This is a genomic window from Desulfonatronovibrio magnus, from assembly GCF_000934755.1.
In the GTDB taxonomy this organism is placed as follows: Bacteria; Desulfobacterota; Desulfovibrionia; order Desulfovibrionales; family Desulfonatronovibrionaceae; genus Desulfonatronovibrio; species Desulfonatronovibrio magnus.
Genome location: NZ_JYNP01000075.1, coordinates 1 through 20,053, shown reverse-complemented (window position 1 = coordinate 20,053; position 20,053 = coordinate 1). Strand labels below are relative to the sequence as shown.

15 protein-coding genes are annotated in these 20,053 nt (G+C 47.3%); 6 read left to right on the top strand and 9 right to left on the bottom strand.

Annotated features, from left to right (window positions below):
* From LZ23_RS08995 to LZ23_RS08980, 3 genes are all read right to left on the bottom strand, one after another.
* A partial coding sequence (locus LZ23_RS08995) for an ATP-binding protein (RefSeq protein WP_045213476.1) occupies positions 1-891 on the bottom strand: 891 nt, incomplete at its 3' end.
* Positions 892-1,277: 386 nt separating this feature from the next.
* A complete protein-coding gene (locus LZ23_RS08990; protein ID WP_198145946.1) occupies positions 1,278-1,580 on the bottom strand; it encodes a hypothetical protein in 303 nt (100 codons plus the stop codon).
* A 343-nt stretch (positions 1,581-1,923) separates the two neighbouring features.
* Positions 1,924-5,043 (bottom strand): UvrD-helicase domain-containing protein, encoded by a 3,120-nt coding sequence (locus LZ23_RS08980; RefSeq protein WP_045213472.1) that lies wholly within the window; start codon positions 5,041-5,043, stop codon positions 1,924-1,926.
* Between the two features lie 90 nt (positions 5,044-5,133).
* Between LZ23_RS08980 and LZ23_RS08975 the strand changes: the two genes are divergently transcribed.
* Both LZ23_RS08975 and LZ23_RS08970 read left to right on the top strand, forming a co-directional pair.
* Complete coding sequence (locus LZ23_RS08975; protein ID WP_045213471.1) at positions 5,134-5,376, top strand: antitoxin; 243 nt, start codon at positions 5,134-5,136, stop codon at positions 5,374-5,376.
* An 8-nt stretch (positions 5,377-5,384) separates the two neighbouring features.
* Entirely contained in the window at positions 5,385-5,765 is a 381-nt protein-coding gene (locus tag LZ23_RS08970; protein ID WP_232300447.1) for a type II toxin-antitoxin system VapC family toxin, read from the top strand.
* Positions 5,766-5,807: 42 nt separating this feature from the next.
* Here the strand turns inward: LZ23_RS08970 and LZ23_RS08965 are convergent, their stop codons facing one another.
* From LZ23_RS08965 to LZ23_RS08950, 4 genes are all read right to left on the bottom strand, one after another.
* Entirely contained in the window at positions 5,808-8,390 is a 2,583-nt protein-coding gene (locus tag LZ23_RS08965; RefSeq protein ID WP_045213467.1) for a PD-(D/E)XK nuclease family protein, read from the bottom strand.
* Between the two features lie 136 nt (positions 8,391-8,526).
* Positions 8,527-9,993 carry a DUF2779 domain-containing protein gene (locus LZ23_RS08960; protein WP_045213465.1) on the bottom strand — a complete coding sequence of 489 codons (1,467 nt, stop codon included), beginning with the start codon at positions 9,991-9,993 and terminating at the stop codon, positions 8,527-8,529.
* A gap of 107 nt (positions 9,994-10,100) precedes the next feature.
* Complete coding sequence (locus LZ23_RS08955) at positions 10,101-10,868, bottom strand: hypothetical protein (protein ID WP_045213463.1); 768 nt, start codon at positions 10,866-10,868, stop codon at positions 10,101-10,103.
* Positions 10,856-13,051, bottom strand: a complete 2,196-nt coding sequence (locus LZ23_RS08950) for an AAA family ATPase (RefSeq protein WP_045213461.1) — start codon at positions 13,049-13,051, stop codon at positions 10,856-10,858. The genes LZ23_RS08955 and LZ23_RS08950 overlap by 13 nt, the downstream gene beginning before the upstream one ends.
* A 1,102-nt stretch (positions 13,052-14,153) precedes the next feature.
* On the opposite strand from LZ23_RS08950, the gene LZ23_RS08945 reads away from it, so the two are divergent.
* Together LZ23_RS08945 and LZ23_RS08940 are read left to right on the top strand one after the other, a co-directional pair.
* Positions 14,154-14,717: a hypothetical protein gene (locus LZ23_RS08945; RefSeq protein WP_045213460.1), complete on the top strand. Its 564-nt coding sequence runs from the start codon at positions 14,154-14,156 to the stop codon at positions 14,715-14,717.
* 462 nt (positions 14,718-15,179) lie between these two features.
* Positions 15,180-15,731, top strand: a complete 552-nt coding sequence (locus tag LZ23_RS08940) for a hypothetical protein (RefSeq protein ID WP_045213458.1) — start codon at positions 15,180-15,182, stop codon at positions 15,729-15,731.
* A gap of 300 nt (positions 15,732-16,031) precedes the next feature.
* Here LZ23_RS08940 and LZ23_RS25500 read toward each other — a convergent pair whose 3' ends face one another.
* Together LZ23_RS25500 and LZ23_RS08935 are read right to left on the bottom strand one after the other, a co-directional pair.
* Entirely contained in the window at positions 16,032-16,253 is a 222-nt protein-coding gene (locus LZ23_RS25500) for an SUMF1/EgtB/PvdO family nonheme iron enzyme (protein ID WP_353740101.1), read from the bottom strand.
* Between the two features lie 138 nt (positions 16,254-16,391).
* Complete coding sequence (locus tag LZ23_RS08935; protein ID WP_198145945.1) at positions 16,392-17,090, bottom strand: NYN domain-containing protein; 699 nt, start codon at positions 17,088-17,090, stop codon at positions 16,392-16,394.
* Between the two features lie 492 nt (positions 17,091-17,582).
* On the opposite strand from LZ23_RS08935, the gene LZ23_RS08930 reads away from it, so the two are divergent.
* Together LZ23_RS08930 and LZ23_RS08925 are read left to right on the top strand one after the other, a co-directional pair.
* Positions 17,583-18,623, top strand: coding sequence for a DUF4236 domain-containing protein (locus LZ23_RS08930; RefSeq protein ID WP_045213457.1), 1,041 nt, complete (start codon positions 17,583-17,585; stop codon positions 18,621-18,623).
* A gap of 84 nt (positions 18,624-18,707) precedes the next feature.
* Positions 18,708-19,547 (top strand): ribonuclease H-like domain-containing protein, encoded by an 840-nt coding sequence (locus LZ23_RS08925; protein ID WP_045213455.1) that lies wholly within the window; start codon positions 18,708-18,710, stop codon positions 19,545-19,547.
* The last annotated feature ends 506 nt before the right edge of the window (positions 19,548-20,053 follow it).

Genomic DNA, 20,053 nt, shown 5'->3' with positions numbered 1-20,053 from the left:
GGCAGGAATGTTATATCGTCTTTTTTTGAGCAGCTCCATGAGAAAGGTTGGCGTTCCAGTTTCAAACCAGTAGTTTCGAAATAAGCCTGTTCTAAGAAAATTGAGCAGGCTGAATGGATTGTAAACCTTTTCCCCCAGCCATGAATATCCGTTGTACCAGTTTCGGATTTGATTGATGTCTTTACCTTGCAGGCGGTCAGCAAAGTTTTCGGTAAGTTCAGTCTCGGTCCAGCCGCAGATTGCGGCAAAACGGGGATCAAGGGTGATGTCAGTCAGATTGTTCAGTCCGGAAAACAGGCTGACCTTGGAGAATTTTGAGACTCCAGTGAGCAGAACGAACTTTAGATGTGCGTCACTGTCTTTTATCACAGAGTAAAAATCCTTCAATCCTTCCCGAATATCCGCAGCTGTAACAGGGTCGGCAATACAGTCTAAGATGGGCTTGTCGTACTCATCCACCAGAACCACTACATGACCGTATTTGCGGGCTGTGTTTTCTATGAGCTGCCCAAAACGCCCGGAAATGGTTTGAAATGCGCAATGGACGCCGAGTCGCTTTTCATGCAGTGTAAGTTGTTCCCAGATTTTTTCCTCCAACCGATTTCGGTTGCTGGAAACCCCTTCTCCAAAAGAAAATCGGATAACCGGATATTGTGTCTCCCAGTCCCAATGGTCCTCGAGCCACAAGCCCTTAAAGAGCCTTTGATTACCTTCAAAGGCTTCCTTGAGGGTGTCCACGAACAGGGATTTGCCAAAACGCCTGGGACGGGAAAGGAAGTAGTAAGAACCACTTTCCACCAGTTCATGAACAAATCTTGATTTGTCCACGTAGGCGTAGTCTTCGTTAATAATTTTGCTTAGTGTAGCAATGCCTATGGGCAGTTTTTTCATAATGCGCCTCACTGGACCTGGGTGATGTCAAACTGGAAAGGGTCAATTATTGCTGAAAATTTGTAACTATTCAATATGCTATTATACTGCACAACAGGCTGTCTTCTGTGATAGCCTGTTTGGGAGCATTACGCGTTTCTGACAATCAGATAGGGGACAGTCCGGCACTCAACGCTACTGTACAAATTTCCATGCGCTTGTCCATAAGCACCTGGGTTGAGTGCCGGACAGTCCCCCTCCGGGCTGTAAGCCGTGCCAAGGCATGATAAACCGCTTTTAACCCCAAAAAAGCTGTGACAAACACATCAATTTTTTTCAGTTGTCAGACACGCATAATGATCCCGTCAAAAGGAGGGCGGTCCGCAGCATAAAATGTGTTCATAGCCTCACCCAGCAGGTTCAGTTCCGGTTTGTCGCTGAGGGGCAGATTCTCCCCGATCTTTTCCAACCTGGGTTCCATGTAAGCGTATCACCCGTTTTTCCCCCACTCTTACGGGGGTGGGCGGGGCGATCTTTTTGACTATTGTGCGTGTACCGTCAGGGAACACCTCATAAACGATGCCGTTTTCACTCTGCAGTACACTATGGCCCGAAGCCAAAGTCTGCCAGTAGGCTTGTGTTACAGCAGATTGAGCCAATTCAGGAATATGTTCTTCTAAAAACTGCATACTTTTTTCGGAGATAGGCATGGTGTTTTCCTTTGTTATCATTCAAATGGATTCGGATAGGGTAATAGTTGCAATCCGCCTATTACCGGCTCAGCAATTTTTTACCGCCCATTCATTTTACGGATATTACTGACCCATTTGCTGCTGTCAATATAAGTCTGTTATTCCATGATCTGGATCTTCATCTCTGCAGTTGTGCCCAATTAAGATTCGACTGCAAAAACCATTTTTCGCAGTCGCAGGAGTCAGGAGACAGAGGGCAGGAGTCAGAAAAAACAAAGATTTATGAAGATACTTTTTGCCGATTCGCCTCATTTCCTGACTTTTTGCAGGGAAATCCAATTACACTTTTTCTGGGATGTAGTCACAAATCAACCCCCACAACAAATCCACCCACAGGATAGTGCAGGTAGCTGACAACCGGCAAAGGACCAACCTCTTTCAAACAATTCTTATACGCTTCAAGCTGGCCGGTAAAGTCTAAAGACTTCTGAAGAAGTTCCTTCTGTCCTCCGGGATAGGCCTTGTGGTCGATGATTATCAGTTTATCCCGGGTTTCTATCAGGAGGTCAATAAACCCGAAGACCTGGGATTTGTCTTCCAGGCGGTGCATTACCGGCCACTCTCTTTTCCAGTTTGCCTGGGGATAATTTTTCTCAATCCAGGCGTACAGGGAATCTGCGGACTGGATGATTTTGTCAGGCTGCAGCCAGGCACTGCACTGCCACCTGTTCAGGATTTCCCTGGCCAGGTTCAGCCGGTGCTTATGGTCAAAAGCAGCCCGGTCTGCAGCGTAAAAGGTGTGCAGGGCCTCACCCAGCAGGTTCAAGTCCGGCTTGCCGCTGAGGGGTAGACGCTCCCCAATCTTTTCCAGCTTGCCCACTTTGCCCTGGCCGGACATTTCTGAAGGGGAAATTCTGGCTGGAGGATAGTCCACTGGCTGAATTTCCGGATAGTCCTCACCAGGTGTAATGGTTCGTTCTTCCGGTTCTGCAGGTTCCAGAACCCTGGTCTTAATATCAAAGGTTCTGCCTGCCCAGGTGGCCTTTTCTTGTTCTGGTGCGGACAAAAGGCAGTTGTCTTTTTCATCTGCGAGCATGGCCAGGATGCCTTTTTGAAATTCAGACTCTCTGCCGGCCAGAATCAAACGGTCTCTGGCCCTTGTCCAGCCCACATACAAAAGCCGCAGCTCCTGGCGATAATGCTGGCGCTGGGTCTCAGCCATAGATTCATGATTGTTCAATTGTTCATGGAACTCGGAATTTTTGGTTTTGAAATGATAAGGGGAGAACCAGTACCGCAGCCTGCGGTCTGCCAGGGGATCCTGGGTGGTAAAGTTTTTCCAGTCGTGCATGACCTGCACTCCGAGAGGATTTGGATCAAAGGTCTTGCCAAGCTGCGAGAGTATGGTCACGGGCCACTCCAGTCCCTTGGCCGAATGCCATGTGGCCACGGTGACCGCATTTTCTCCCCCTGCCGGGTTGCGGGTGTCTTCTTCGGCATAATAAAGCTCCTGCAAATGGGCGATGAATCCAGCCGGGGTGCATCCAATGCCCTCCTGGGAGCAGGCATCAATGTACCCTTGAGCCCGGGCCTGCAGGGAATCTAAGTTTGTCAGACGCTCCTGAGACTCACCCCATGCCAGACACCACTGTCTTATATTCAAGGCCTGACAGACCAGAGTCAGGCTTTGCTGTACTCCAGCCGTGGGGTATTGTCTGGATAGTTCTGTAATGGCGACAACTTCGGAAATACCGGCAAAGGCTTTTTCGGCCGGATCTTCCAGCAGGGTCTGCAGCCAGACGTCAGGAGTATTTGAGTAGTGAAACATCCTGGCCAGTTCTGCAGCAGCCAGGGAATCCTTGTAATCCACCCATAGCCTGAGCCCGGCCATAACAGCCTTGACTTCCGGAGTGTCCAGCAGGCCGCTGCCTGGAAGAGCTGTACGGATATTAATGCTTTGCAGGGCTTGGGCCACCTTACTGCATATTTTATTGGTCCGGCACAGAACACCGATATCCCCGGGCCGAACCTGCCTGGATAAATTGTTTTGCCGGTCTCTGACCCTGGCCTGACTGTCGTTTAACATATCTCGTATCCCCCGCGCCAGGGCCATGGCATCCTCCTGCTGATTGCCGGCTGACAGAGTCCACCATTCCACTGCAGGGCCAAGATCAGATTGATCCTTAAGGGCTGGAGTAAGACGGACTCGTTCTTCAGGTATCCCGTGGCGTTTAAAGGCAGGGCAGAAGACGTCCGAGGTCATGCTGACTAAGCAGGGGCGGCTGCGCCAGGATTTTTCAAGGGTTTCCAGGGTATTGGCTGAACCAGGCTTTAAAAGCTCATCAAGGCAGACATCCATAAGTGCCGGGTCTGTGCCTCGAAAGCCGTAAATGGACTGTTTCTGATCCCCAACCCAGACGGTTTCCTTGCTGAGCTCTGCCAGCCTGAGTAAAATGGCCAGCTGAATTGGGCTGGTATCCTGAAACTCGTCCACCAGAAGTAAGTCCAGCCCATCTTTCAAGTGCTCTCCAACGTCAGGCTGTCCGAGAAGTTCAAGGGCCATGGTTTCCTGGTCGGCAAAATCCAGAACCCCAAGAAGTCTTTTATGTTCCTGGTAGCTGTCCAGAGTATTCATGGCGATTTCAAAGACCAGGTCCACGGCTTGGGCCATGTCCTGGTGCAGGTCGGGATGATGGTGGTGCTCTGCAGCAATTGAGACCAGGTCCTGGGTAAGGTGAATGGATTTTTTACCAGTGGCAAGATTACTCAGCTGCCTCCAGGTGTCCCAGGAAAGCCTGCGGCCCTGGCTAAGCTTAATCCGGACTGAACGGGCCATTTGCAGGACTTTCTTAGTCGTTTTCGTGGTGTCATGGTCAGTATCCACGGACTGAATAAAGTCATCCAAGGCCTGAAGCAGTTCCTGGTCCAGATTTCTGGTTTTGGGCAGCTTCTTTCCCAGCAGCGAAAGCAGACCTTTTTGGCTCTGGCTTCTGGACTGCTCCAGACCAGCCCTGTCCAGCCCGTTGTATCTAACCAGAGTTATCAGACTCTCCACCGCCCCTGTCCAGCTGAATCCTCCAAACAGGGACTCAAGTTCCGCCAGCCTCTCAGACTGCCGGGCAGTGACCACCTTGGACATGGAGCGTCTGAGTTCGCGTGCAGCAGCATTTTCGTCCAGAACGCCGGCATCCGGAAAAAGCCCCTTTTCAAAGGTAAAGTCACTGACCAACCGCCCGCAGATGGCGTTTATTGTCCCCAGCCGGGCAGCTGAAAGCCTGTGGGCCTCTCTGATCAACCCCTGAGAGATCAGCTTTTGTCTGACCCGTTCCTGTAATTCTGCGGCTGCCTTGCGGGTAAAGGTGGTGGCCATTACTGCTTCAGGCCTGACCTCCTTCGAAGATATTTTTTTCCCCAGAAGCTCAGTTAATCGATAGGTCTTGCCGCTGCCTGCGCTGGCAGTTATAATATGAATACCAGACATCTATTCCTCCCCAAGTGGATCTGGACTAAAAAGCTTGCTTGAATCTAAAATTAAAATAAATTATACTTCATGAAAAAGAGGTAATCGCTTATGCAAACAACAAAGGTCATCTGGACCGAACATTTACAGGCTATAGTATTGCCCCAAGAGTACCAGTTTGATGCTGACCAGGTTAAAATCCGACGTCAGGATAACACCCTTATCATTGAGCCTTTGCCAGATAACTGGGACTGGCTTGACGGGGTGATTGGACCTTTAGATGAGGATTTTGAACAAGCCTTATCTGAAAAACCTGCTGCCCAGGACAGAGCCGAGCTGGATTTTTTTAAATGAAATATCTCTTGGATACAAATACCATTATCGCCTTATTCAAAGGTAACAAGTTATTTCTGGATCGGCTGCGTTCTCACCATGTCATGGATTTTGGGATATCTTCAGTTGTGGTCCATGAGTTGTTTTATGGTGCTTATAAAAGTCAGCGGCAGTCAGAAAATCTGCAACGAGTGGATAATCTGCAATTTGAAATTGTTCATTTTATTTCTAATGACGCTCGCTGGGCCGGAAAATTAAGGGCTAAATTAGCTCGGAATGGAACTCCTATTGGCCCATATGATATACTTATTGCTGGTCAAGCAGTATCACGCAACTTGATCTTGCTTACGAACAACACTCGAGAATTTCAACGTGTTGAAGAACTCAAAATAGAGGACTGGACAATTTGAAATACTTAGCAAGCACATTTTTTGCTCTTAAGAGATAACCCTTCAACTTTCCCCAAAAGCTTTGCCGCATAAATTGCCAAGACCACAGAATGCGCACGGAGCAAGTTGCAACCGGCCTTCAAATATACCGCTTTCCTTGGGCGATTCTTCATCATTTCCCGGAGCCCTGACTTTACCTTGTTCAAGTTCTTCCCAGGTATCATTATAGCCCTTAACTGCTGCCTCCCAGGTTTCTTCCAGGACAGGGCCGTTTACTGGCATTGAGTCAGGAAAAAGACCTGGATAGGTAGTAATGAGCTGTCCTTGCAACAGCATGAAATATGCGGCAGGCGGCATATTTTTATAATTCTTCCGGCACAAAAGCCTGCTGTATACAGCGAGTTGGACTGAGGCTCCGTTTTCAAGCTCCTTTTGCCGAAAATTCATACCCCCTCGCTTAAAATCCACCACTGCCAAAGGAGAATCCAGCACCAAATCAGGCGTGCCTTCAAGGGTTAAATCCAAGTCGGGAACCAACTTGCTTAAACTGTCCTCCACATTCCTGATCTTAAAATCGCCCTGGCTGATTAATTCAAGTATCTGCGCCACAGCAGCCTTAGTGGTATTTCGAACCCTGGCCCGGATATGATCAAAACCCGGCAGAAAGAACCTGGCCCCAAGGCGGGGGCCCTGTTCGTCAAATATGCGCTCCACTTCGTCAGTGGAGATACCAGGGTCATGCCGGAACTTTTTCAGAAAGATGGATACGATTTCGTGTACAAACCAGCCTTCCAGTTCTTCAGGTTCGGAAAGTGCAGCACTCAGGCCGCTGGATATCCGTCCCTGATAGTTTATGACCCACTGCAAAGGACACGACAGCAGGTTAGAAAGACTGTTTGCGGATTCTCTGACGCGTTTGGAAATTAAATCAGGCTTGTCAATGCTCCACTCTGAGGTCGGCATGGGCAAATCCATGGACTGTCTTGTAGTCTTTACAGGTTTGACACGGGCATTGACTTCCCGGCTTTGCAGTCCTGATGCCTGCTTATCATCTTTCATCCTGCCCACAAGTTCGTCCCACATGGGATGGGGGAATTGTTCCTCACCTGAAGAACTGCTTTCAGGGCAAACCAGAAGAAGAGTTTTTTCAGCCAGCATCAGCGGGCGCTGCCAGCGCCGGGCACTATGCTCTGCCAGCTTGCCCGGATCAGGCAGGACTACCCCGGCACTTTTCAGAGCTTGTTTCTCAGCCTGGGAAAAGGGATCCAGGAGGACTGACGGCACAGAGTTGTGGTTAAAGGACCACCAGATCACATTCCTTGCAGTGCCTGTCAGGCATTCAGGACTGCCCACATGCGCAAGCCCTGCCTGGGAAGGAAAAAGCGGGAGCTGAGAACTCTCCTGGGTCAGATCATAAATCATGCGCTTTATTTGCGGGGCTGTGAAAGACTGCAAACCCGAGAGGTCTACCAGACGCCGGGCATTTTCCAGCTGGGCAATGAGAGGCTGCCAGTTCAGATCATCAGCGCCGTATTCCATCCGGCCTCTGGCCCACTCCCGGATCAGATCAATGCGGGATATGATTTCAGAAGCAGGATAATGGCCCTGAGAAATACTGGACTTGAAAACAGCCTCTACTCTGGCCTGAATCCTGCTGCGCCGGTCTCCGTCCTCAATACTCTCCAGCCCCTCATGCATCTTTTCCTGCCACGCTTCAGAACCTACAGCCGGATAATTGTGCAAAGCTCCTGCCAGACGCATGGCAATACTCCTTGGAACAGGGCTTTCCGGCAGGATCAAAAGCTCCAATGCCCTTTGAGGATCAGGAGGATTCCAGGCCATTTCCAGAACAAGGGGAAGAATCTGCAGCAGGGCGTTGTCATAAACCGGGATGCCCGCTCCGGTACAGGGCAGACCAAATCGGTGCAGGGCTTCATCCAGAATACTGTCCGGGCCGATGATGACCGTGCTGTCCAGATTGTCGAGCCCGGAGAGCCAGGCAGCAGTCTCATGGGCGGCCTGGGCCGGAGTCTGGGGGCGCAGCATCTGTAAGGAGCCGTCAGATTGGGGCACAAACCCTTTCTTACGTGAAGCAGCCAGGTCTCCTTCGGCCTTGGATGCGGCAATCTCTTTGTGGGTTACAGCAGTCCCGGAGTTTTTCAGGGCAAGTATGACCTCCTGCAGGCAAAGGGGCAATTCATCCAGTGGTTGCAGCAGAGTCAGGCTGGATACAGTGTTGTCGGCAGAGCCGATATATCTTTTCAAAGCCAGGAGCCTGTCTGGAATACCTGGAAGAACATCTTTGGTGACAAGGGCCAGCTGGCCAAGACGATCGCTGCATTTCTGTCCCTGCCAGCCATGCAGGCAAAGATAGTCCCGCCACTGCAAAAGCCTGGTGGCTGTGCCCAGGGGATCAACCTCAGCTGATCCACTCCAGAATCCTTGTCTGGAGTGGATTTCAGGAACCAGTGAAGCTGCCAGCAAAATAGGTGGAATACCTGGCCCGCTCAGGCCGGTCATGGTCTCCAGGGCATTTAGAAGACCCAGTGGGCCAACCCACATCTCGCCGGTGGTTGCCCTTTTGTCAGCTAATGGTCCAGGCCAGTAACCCTGGTCAAATGATGGATCAAAGGTGAGTTTAAGCATATGGGATTATCCTTATTAAAAAAGAATCAAATAATTGGGGTGAATACATAATTTTAGGTTGAAGGCTGAAGACACTGGACGTTGGATACTGGGCATTGTTGCTCTTGCATGTGTCTTTAATTTGCTGATTTTTTTGTTACTTGTTGCCGCTTAAAGCCTCAATGATTTTGACCAGAGCGAGGGTATCCATTTTACAATATGCTGACAAATTTCGTTGCAGCTCCTTTTTGCGGTGGGATGTTGTTTTGGGGTCAACCGCTTCCGCATAAGCCTCCTGGGCCTGACCGCCGTCCTGGACTCCGTCAAGCCTGCTGTAATCAAGGTCAGGGGCCAGACAGGGCAGCACTGCTTTTATGGACCAGCTTCCATACATATGAGGGTGGTAGTAGTGCTGACGCACAATGGGCAGCACGTCCACAATCCGTTGAACAAGGCCGTCAAGCCAGGCCGTCAGATCAGGGAACATGGCCATCAGTTCCCTGAGAATGCGCGCTTCAAAATTCCCGTAAACAAATATGGGACCGCTTTGTCCACAGGCGGCAATCAGGGACCTGGCAAACTCGAGCAGGGGCGAATCTCCTGTCAGGTCCAGGAATTCCAAATGGCGAATCCTTCCTGGTGCGTCTTCAACATGACAGGACCATTGAAAGGGAAGCTGCTGGTATGGTCTGGTTCCAGCCCAGACTGGAACAGCAAGCTGGGCTGTTTCAAAATCAAGGAAATACCTGGGATATGGAAGAGAACCAAGGGTTGATTCAGCACCAGGCAAAAGCTCAGGCCTGCCTGATACAGTCACCCTTCTGACCCGTTCATGGTTGGAACTTTGCAGCCTGTCTTCAGGAATGTCACGGATGTCCTGGAAACCTTCCTGTCTAAGCTGCTCAAGCAAATGATCTCTGATTCGGGGCAGGCATTCCAGGGGAAATTCCGGACCATCCTCTGGAGCGCATATTTCTGAAAACGGACAACCAAAAGGAGTTGTGCAATGCACCCCGGGATCTACTTCAGGAATTGCACCCTGCAATGTGTCCAGGCACTGCCTGGTCCATTCATGAATCTCCGGCTGCAGCTTCAGTACTTCATCAGTTACATCTTCTACACGCATCAGCCCCTGATAATCGCCGTCCCCGGGATAAACAAATGATGAGTCAATGGTTGCCACCTGGATACCGCGCACATTTCGGCCCAGGCCATTAATGACCATGTACTGAACAGCGCAGTCCCACAAGTGATATTGCTTTACACTGGTGGATGATTTGACTTCAGTGACCAGAAGGCCTGATTTGGTGGGGATGACAATATCAGAGCGCACAAGCACTCCGTCATGAGCAAAGGTGGCCTCATAAAGAGGCTTTGGCGCATCAGAGTCAAGGAGCTTTCCTGTTTCTTCCAGGGCATGGCCAAAACCATTTTCCAGGCCGATATATTGTCCCCCAGGAGCAAGATAGATACAGGCCAGCTCACCCACCTGATGCCCGGAGTTCATCCTGGCCAGAGTGCTTTGATCATATTCAAGCAGGTCGGGGCGATGGACTTCTAACCAGAGCCGCTTTGGACATTGGATTCCTGAAAGAATTTTGGATTTTGACAGCTTGTGGGTCATGGTAAATTACATCCCATAAACAAACTTGGGCCAGATTACAATCTATCCCAAGGTGGATTTGACAGGATGACTGATGAATGTCTTCGAGTCTGGTTAATGAAAAGCTCTCAGTAGAACAGACACAATATCCTGTTCCTTCCGATGTAAGCGACATCCGTAATATATAGGTCCGAGTTTATACACTCGATAAGATTTTCAACGAGCATTGAAAACTTATCAGGCAAATGATGTTCAGGTTCTATGAAAATGATGCTTAGACAATGTTTTGAACTGGGCATGGCCCTCCAGTTCATGTTTATGGAGAGTGACTCAGGATTAAAATCTATATAATCCAGGTAGATGGTCTTGCCCTTCATCTTATGTCCGTAATCGAAGAAATCAACTGAAATCACATTTGGAAAAATATTCAATGCGCAGTAGTCATGGACAAACTCCACCACCAATTCCCTGGTGAGTAGTTTATTTCCATGGCAAAGAGGACTGCACTCGTTTTCAAAGAGATTGCTGATTCTTTTTCCCTGGGTTGACATCAGAAATGTTATAAAAATATTCTTTTCAAGGTATATCTTTCTAATGGCTTCCCTGACTGCCAATACTTCTGCAGAGTCAAGGTCACCTATCAGGAATATATAGTCATAGCCTTCAAAGACGTCGCTACTGAGCACAGTATTGTGTGCTGAACAGATATTTATCATTGGGCTCCCCTGGCCCTTCAGACTGACCCATTGTCTGCCGGAGTCTAAATTTGACCAGTAATTCATCAACTGAAACACTCTGTCTTCAACTGCACCGGCCAGACTGACAGAGTTTTTGCCAAATGTTAAAACAAGAGCCTTGAATGATCTGATGCCTGGTTCCATAGTTAAAACCCACATTTTTTGCCTTCCTGCTGTTCTTTGAGCCTGGATTCCTGTTCAAGGGCGGCTAAGAGTGATTTATGATTGACTGTATTGCTCCTCATAATATGGATATCCCGGATGTTTTTGAAATCTCCCGGAGTCAAGTTGGTCAGCCTGCCCAGCCTTGTCAGGTGCTCGGGCAGCATCTTGTCATCGCACAAGGGTGAGAGAAACTTTCTGTAAAATATCTCGACCCCGTTATTGTTCAGGCAATCAAAGTACAGCTTTTGATTAAACCGGCGTATGGATGCATTATCCAACCCCTTGAATCTATTGGTGGTGCAGATGAGTATGCCCTGATAGCTTTCCATGCAGGTCAGAAACTCATTGACCATGCTCACTTCCCATGATCTATGAGCCATCTCTCTGCCAAAGATGAATGAGTCGGCCTCATCCACTACCAGGACTGCTTCTCTGGCCTCTGCCTCGGCAAACATCCTGGCAATAAGCTTTTCTGTTTCTCCTACAAACATACCCAACAGATCACTACCTCGCCTGATCATTATGTCCCGGTCCAGCTCTTTGGCCAGATACTTGGCCAGCTGACTTTTTCCTGTGCCGGGAGGACCGTAAAACAGGAGATTGTACTGCAGTACTTTATAGTCCTGGCCTTGTCTGATTTGTGTGTTGAAGTACTCAAGCTGGTCTATGGTTTCCTGGATATCGCCATGAATGTTCAGCCCTTCAAGGGTGAAATCGCGGTCCAGACTATCCTGTTTTTTGGGTAGTAGCCCTTGGTTGCTGAGCCTTAAATGGGCATCCAGGGACATGCGGACTCTTTTGGCAAATGACAGCCCGGATTTGTCTGTTGCTCTTGCCTGCTTGATGGCCAGATCAATTATTCCAGGACTTACCTTGTAGTTTTCTGCCAGCTTGTGAATGGTGTCTTTTTTGAAATACCTGCCAGCCTTGTTGTGACCCACTATGGTTTTCCAGAGCTGTATGCGCTTCTGTCTTGAAAAATGGGGAAAATACAGGCTGTAGGAAAAGCGGCGCAGCACAGAGTCTTCAATGCCGTCAGTATTATTTACAATCCAGATGGCCCGGACCCCTGGTTCTTCCAGAAAACTGTTCAGCCATCCCTTGTCATGAGCCTCTTCAAAGAAAAATGGGCTTATAGTATTGAGCATCCTGTCGGCCTCATCAACAATGATCACTGATCCTTGACCGTTGTTCGTCATATTCAGGCAGGCCTGCATGGCAGCTCTTCTCTTACTGGACCTGTTCTTTTTTTCCTGCATGATGTCGTATGCCGGCACTGCAAGATGTTCGACCATGGCCCTGGCAAAACTGGTCTTGCCTGTTCCTGGAGGTCCATACAAAAGGATATGGGTGGGAACCTGCCTTTTTTCCTGCAGCAGCAACTCTATATGGTTGACCTCGTGCGGGGAGATCATGTGAAAGCTTAAGGGTATTTCACTTGGTTTTGCTTGTCTGTACAGATTATCATGGGAGATACGATTTGAAGGATCAATGAACATGCTCAGAAAATCACTGTTCATTTCCAGACCATAATGTTCCTGGGAGATGATTTCCAGCTTTTTGAGATTGCCTCCAGTAGTTTTGGCCAGCCTGGCCTGGGTGATGCCAAGAGCAGCACACAGGAACTTATGGCCTGGATAAGTAGTTACCTCAAGGTGGCTGTGAAAGATTTGCCTGAACTGATCCCAGCTTTCTATTAGAAATATGAACAAACACAGTTCCACTTCATCGTCAGTAAGTGAGAACAGCTTCTGAAACTGCCTGGTATTTTTCTCCAGTTTTGATTCGCGGCTGCTTGACAATTCATGCTGGCGATGCTGCAGCATATGACAAACCTCTTTAACGATTCTGTTATGCTTATTTCTGTTATGGTTGATTGCTTTGACTAAATATTCGCCATAATCAAAATGATCCAGAGCATCTTCTAACTCTTCCTGTAGCCTGATCGCCTGGCTTTTTGATAGCATTGCCGTAACTCTATCCGTCAAGGTCATCAGGGAAGAGCCAAGAATCCAGCACGCAAAGCCCATGGTGGAAGCATCGAGATGCGGGTATCGCGTCAGAATATTCTCAAGATATTTTGCTCCCTGTCCGGCAACAAAACAGTCATTCTTGTCCATGGTCTGATCTTGTGGATAAAAGGAAGCTGATGGCAACCTTCTTCTTCTGACAGGCATAATTACCTCCCTGGTTTATGTGTTGGTAAAGACAAATTAAAATATGAGAGTTCCTGGTTTTTGGTTCAAAGAAAATATGAGAGTTCCTGGAGCTTCTATGTAACTAAAACCAAATTAGAAGCAAAATCAAACAGTTAGAGTTTTCATAATTTTGCGATTTTTTGCTTATGATTCATGCACATTTGCCAGAAAAGTTCCGTCAAAGATGAGAACTTTGCGCCTGGCACAGCTTCCTGCCCGGAGGCTTACAGCCCGGAGGGGGACTGTCCCTCGCTGTGTAAATTTTTTCATTAAAGCAAATTTTTTCCAGGAACCAATGCAGCATCAATCTTGTTTGTAGCACCTCGCGGGGACTGTCCCAATTTCCAAATATGGGACTGTTCATCAATGTGGAGGCGGCTTCCAGCCGCCTGGGCTTTAATAGCCTGCAGGATGCAGGCTCCACGTTTGAAGACAGTTACTCACATGTTAGGGCCCAGGTCTCCCGGGTGAGGAGCATATAAAAACAAATTATTCCAAAAAAATACTTTCCTGTTTAAATGGGAAAATCATGAACTCAGGCGCAGTTTAACAGGCAGGTATGACATTTCTGGTCATATTAAAAAAAACTTCTGAAATTTTTTTGAATTTCTGATTTTTAATTAATAAAATGTAAAAATTTCAAGCTGTTATGGTGTTTGAGTTAGAAGTTTGGGGCAGTCCTTTGATAATTTGTAATAGTTTAGCCCTTTTTTAAGGAAAGCAGGGGACAGGCACTCTGGGCCCCACTTGAGGATCAACCGATGATTTAAACGTCTCACTTTTGAGACAAGTGGGTCCCAGAAGAGCCAGTCCCCGTGCCACATGCAAATGGCTAAACTGTTACGATAATTTTAATCATGTGAAGGGATTTCTGTGTCCAGGTATTGAAATTTTTTTAAAAAAATTTCGCTAATATGACCAGAAGTGTCATACCTGCCAATTATACTCGGCTTCAAGACAACAGCACGTCGTAAGATCTGAGCTCAGCATCACAGAACCATGCTATTGTAGTCGAAGTGATGACTGAAGAAAAGCAGATATGTCTATGTGTCTGAGAGTTAACAAAAAAGGGAGGTATTCAATGTTTGAACTAAAAATTTCTATTAATGGCAAAAGCGCCACCTTGGATTATGAGGCTGCAGATGAAATTCTTTACAGCATACCTGAAAAAAGAAAATACAACAGAATCATAGCTGAATTTGCCAGATCGCCAATTCCCCAGGTCAGGATGAATGTTGCTGGAAGAAGGTCCATAAGCAGTTCAATAGTCAAAATCCTTATTGAGGATAACCAGATAGAAGTCCTGCGAAATCTGGTTTCCAACCGCAAGGCCAGGAAAATGATTCCTGAAAACTCTCTTTTGCGCCTGATCAAAACCGAAGATTATGAAATCCTTGAAACCGTGGCTGACAACCTGCATTCATTTTCCATGTGCGATCCTGATATTCTGGCAGAGAAGTTGTGCAGATCAGAAAATCCCAGGGTAAGATATTCACTGGCAGAGGATCAGCTTGTGGACAAAAGAATTCTGGAAATCCTGAGTAATGATGAAGTTGGCAAAATTGCAGCCAGAGCAACATATACTCTGGAGAGCATTGAGCTGGAAGAGGATGAGGATGAGGATTTGGAGCTTGAAGAAGATTAGACTTACCCGTTCATTGCTGTAACAAAAAACAAGAAAGTTTGAGATAAATGCGGGGATGGTCGCTTGGCATTGGAGCTATGGTGTTTGCTCTTGTTCCCAGGCTCCAGCCTGGGGATATCTTTTATTTGTGGCTCCAGCCACATTTTGAAAAAGCGGTTGGAGCCTCAGGGAATAAACGTTCCCAGACTCCAGCCAGGGAACAAGGGAAACTTTTCTTCTGATCTCTGACTCCTGTCACCGGGGACTGTCCCAGTTAAGGCTACGCATTCTTTTCTTGCTACTTGGGTTGCTGGCAAAGTCTGCATTAGATAAATTCAACTTGTTCCTCGGTGCAGGCGCCGAGCTGGGGCTCGGCATTCCCCAGAAAAAAAGAAGATTATTGAAAAGTGTCTGTCCCGGTGGCCGAGGCGATAATTTGTAGCTTTAGTGCTAATCTATAACTCTCAAGTATGGAGGACCGAAATGTTTAAATTAAAATTGACCGTAAATGGAAAAACCGTAACTCTCGGTAATGAGTCTGTTGAAGATGTCCTTTACAGTATTCCTGATAAAAGAAAATTCAACCCGATAGTTGCTGAGTTTGCCAAGTCTCCCATCCCGCAAGTCAGAATGGATGTAGCTTCAAGGTCTTCTATCAATAAGGAAATTGTTTCCATGTTGCTTGAGGATACTCAGATTGATGTGCTGAGGAATCTGGTTTTAAACCACAATGCACATGGCTTCATCCCAGAAAATTCCCTCCTGCGTCTGATTGAAACAGATGACTTTGATATTCTTGAGACCATAGTGGGCAATCTTGATTCATTTTCTCAATGTGATGAAGATGTTTTAGCAGAAACACTCTGCAAAACAAAAAATCCAAAAGTCAGAATGTCCTTAGCTGAAAACGAACTTATTGATCAAGAAATTCTTGAAATCTTAAGCCGGGATGAAGACCAGGAAGTAGCAGACAAGGCACTTGCCACTCTTGAAAGCATTCAAGAGGAAATTGATTTAGAGGATGATGAAAACTAATGCGGACTGTTTCCGCAACCCAGGAAATAAAGAAACCTTAACCGCCCCCGTTTGCCCCTGTTGAATGGCTGCGCATACACTTCGTGTATTCAGGGTAAAAAGATATACCCGGTTGAATAGGGCTTTGCCGTATATTGAAGGTCTATTCAACCGGGCGAGCTCAAGAAGTCCAGTTAAACTCTGCTGCGCAGAAACCCTTTCAGCGTTGAATTGCTCGAAGAGCAAGCCCGAAGGGCATTCAACCGGGGCGCCTTTGTGGTTGAAATTTTCTTGTTTTTTATCATGGGTTTCCCTTTAATTTCAAAGTGATGGTAACGTGGAGCAGAGGAAAGTAGCCAGTTTACAGAATACAGACAAAGCAAATCCGAAAATGTTGCTCCAGGCCCACCCGCGGAGGACGCGGCTGGACCCGCCCGAGTCAACCACAGGGTTGTCCTTACGACTGGAGCGGGGATAGGCATCTGAATCATACATATCCTGCACCCATTTCCAAATATTACAGGACATGTCATGAATACCCAGGGCGCTGGGATTGGGAGCATTACGAGTTTTTTGAAAATGGATGGGGACAGTCCCGAAGCCAGGGACAGTCCCCGTGCCATGCCCTCGTAATATCTCAGCGTAGTTTATCCCGGAATTTTTACTTTTTTGAGATCTTCATCACCAGTTTTGTGGCTTTCGGATGTTTGTCCCTGGAACAGGCGATGGGAGCTGAGATATAGCCAGCACGCCTCGGCGGATTCTTTTCATGAAATGAGCGTGTGTCAGGAGTTCTCTAGATGGGTGTCCATGGATAAGGGGCGAAATCAGGCCGATCATTTTATTGTTTTGTTCACGGACCAGGCGTAGTGGTTCAGCCAAATCGCTGTCATTTGAGATAACCACGGCACAATCGTACTTGTCCAGCCAGGCGTCATTCAGGAGATGTACCGCCAAATTGACGTCCGAACCCTTTTCCTCCGTCTTGAGAATCCTGGTGAATCGTGGAGGACTGGTCAACGGAACTTGAGGTAAGGATGTTTCGTGACTTAGAAAATGCCCGTAATAAACCGAGAATCCGGAAATATGGCTCTTCAGCGCCCGGATGTAGGTCTTTTGCCGAATGGGCTGATGCGGATCGAAAATACCGGACACAACCGCTGTAAAGTATTTGATCTGTGTGATTGTGTGATGAGATTGCAAGAGGTTTTCAGCGAGTTTTTTCAGGTCCAGCCATTTGAAAGGTGAGTTTTTAAGAGCACGATAATAAAGATTGAATCCATCAATGTATAATGAAGTGCGCACTTGATATTCCCTAAAAAAAGCAGGGGCCGCCGTGGCGACCCCGCGCCCCAGGTCGAAACCATAGGGGTAGTTCATATTCTCTTATAAAATTCACGGTTTGTTTGTCAAGCAAAGCCTTTCAGGCTCTTGGGCAAATTTCGAAACAACATGTTGTTTCTTCTAACGCGGGCTGTGCCCGCAACCAAAATAAAGAAAAGGGCTTTTTTTACCCTAGTGAAATGGAAGAAATTTCACAGGGCAGGCAGGATTAACCCCAGTTAAACCCAGCAAAGCAGGAACGCTTTCAGCGTTGTTATCAGGGCAGGCATGCTTCCAGCGGTTAAATCACTCAACAGTAACGACATATTGGTATTTTGGTATTTTGAACATCCCTTATGGATATCGCACTGAACCTTTTATAAGGCCACGAGCGTCTGAATGCCTCACCAGGTAAAAATTATTCTGGCACTCCAAGCCACAATTTATTATTAATCAGAATTCCAGGCAGATGATGTCTTTCCTGTAATTAGATAATGGAGAGCATGTGCGTGAAAAAACCATCTATCTGTTCAAAAATATGGAGAGTTTATGCCGTTTAGATTTTTTAGAAGGTTCAAGGTAGCACCCGGTGTTACCTTGAATTTAAGCAAGTCTGGACCATCTTTATCGTTTGGGCCCAGGGGGGCCAAGGTAACTGTGGGGTCAAGGGGGGTGCGCAAAACCATAGGAGCAACGGGAACCGGCCTGTTCTATACAGAACATTCCTCATGGGGCAGTCTTAAGAAAAGAAAAGGGCAGGGCGGTTTTGAACCAGACTCCAACAGCCAGGCAATGCATAAACTTGACCTTGGGTTTTTCAAAAGGATCTTTACTCCCAGGAATGAGCAAGATTTTGTTGATGGTTTGAAGGCTTATATCCAGGGAAATGAAATGCTGGCCTTAGAAAAGCTCAGTCAATGCGGTGAAATGGCTGATTCGTTGTTTATGGCCGGATTTATTGCTCTGAAAAAAGAGAAGTATGACCTGGCATTAAAGCTCTTTAAACAGGCTTATATTAATCGGGCAGGACTGGGGCAGACCTTTTCCAGATACGGACTTGACCTGACTCTGTCTTTGCCTTTGACCCATGATATTGATGCCTTTATCAAGCCAAGGCTGAGGGGGCTTCTTCTTGGAATGGCAGAGGCCCATAAGGAGCAGAACAATCTGTTGCAAGCCCTGGAGGTGCTAAAGGAACTTAGAGATCTTGAGCCGGAAGATGTGGTAATTAAGGTCTCTTTAACAGAACTGCTTCTGGAAGTTTCACCTGATGACCCCATGGTTCTCAAAGATATTGTTCAAATGACTGCAGACGTAAGAAATGATTCCTCAGCCCATGCAGCCCTTATGCTTTACAAGGCCAGAGCCCTTAAGGGCCTGAAAATGCTTGTGCCGGTTAGAGATACACTTACAGCTGCTTTGCGAAAGAAAAAGGATCGCAGCCAGGAGATTCTCATGGCTCTTCAGTATGAGCGTGCTTTAGTTTATGAGGAAATGGGCAATAAAACCAGGTGTCGTCAGGATCTGGAAAAATTGTTTGTCCTTGATCCCGGGTATGAGGATGTGGCTGAGAGACTTGGGGTTGGTTGAGTTATTTTTTTGAAACAGACAACCCTCTGCACTGAATTTCATGTAGGTTGCAGGCAATGGCCGCATTAAATACAAGGATAACCAATGCTTAATCATAGTTTTGTACATATTCCCACCATTGGCCTGGCCACTGAGAGAAAATTCTGGACATCCGGCATCAAAACCATGGAGGAATTCATCCAGTCTCCTCCTGCATTTTTAAAGCCTGCCCGGCAGCAGACAGTTGGCAAGCATATTCAGATGTCCATAAATAAAATGCAAAGCGGCGAGGCAAGATATTTCTGCGACAATCTGCCAACTAAAGAGCAGTGGCGGCTGTTTCGGGAGTACCAGGACTCAACAGCGTATATTGACATAGAAACCACCGGCATTGGCGGTTATGGCGATATTATCACCACCATTGCCCTGTATGACGGCAAAGAAATCAAGCACTACATCAACGGTAAAAACCTGGATGAATTCAGGCATGATATTATGGAATACAAGGTCATTGTGACCTATAACGGTAAGACATTTGATGTTCCGTTCATTGAGAAATATCTGGGAATAAGTATTGAGCACGCTCATCTTGACTTAAGGTATATCCTGAAGGGGCTTGGCTATTCCGGCGGTCTCAAGTCCTGTGAGCAGCAGCTGGGCATAGGCCGGACAGGATGTCTTGAAGATGTGGATGGATATTTTGCCGTACTTTTATGGTATGATTACAAGAAAAAGCGCAAGGAAAAGTCTCTGGAAACACTTCTTGCCTATAATATTCAGGATGTGCTGAGCTTAGAGCATTTGATGATTACAGCCTATAATCAAAGAATTGGCGGCATACCCTTGAAAATTAAACCACTTAAGCCAGGTTCACCACCAGCCAACCCTTTTGTACCGGACCTGCCCACAATAAACAGAATAAAGAAGGAATCCTGGTTATTCTGATTTTTGGTAACAGCTTTTTTTAAGCGCTTCATCCGAGCGCGCCCGGGACCGAACCTGTGAGTAACTTACACCACTCGTTCCCAGGCTCCAGCCTGGGGACGTCTTGTTCTTGCGGCTCCAGCCGCTTCTTTGAAATGTGGCTTAAGCCACAAAAAAAGAGGTAATAGCCTTAACACGAGATTGATTCGCTTCGCTCGCAACAGGATTGCCGCGCTCGCCCCAGTTGAATGGCTGCGCCTACACTGCGTGTATTCAACGAGGTAAAAAGACTCGCTCGCAATGACACCTGAGCTGTCAGGGATGTGGTTGCTAACAACCTGTCACCCACGAGGGAGCCTAAGCGACCGAAGCAATTTGTTTGGAAAACCATAATGCCCTGATTTTATTTCATAAACGATTGTAGTTACTTAGAAGCTCTTCACCTGGGCGGACCAGGACCGAACGTGTGAGTAACTTTACGAGTCTGTCACTTTTCTGGAAATTGGGACAGTCCCCGCGAGGTACTA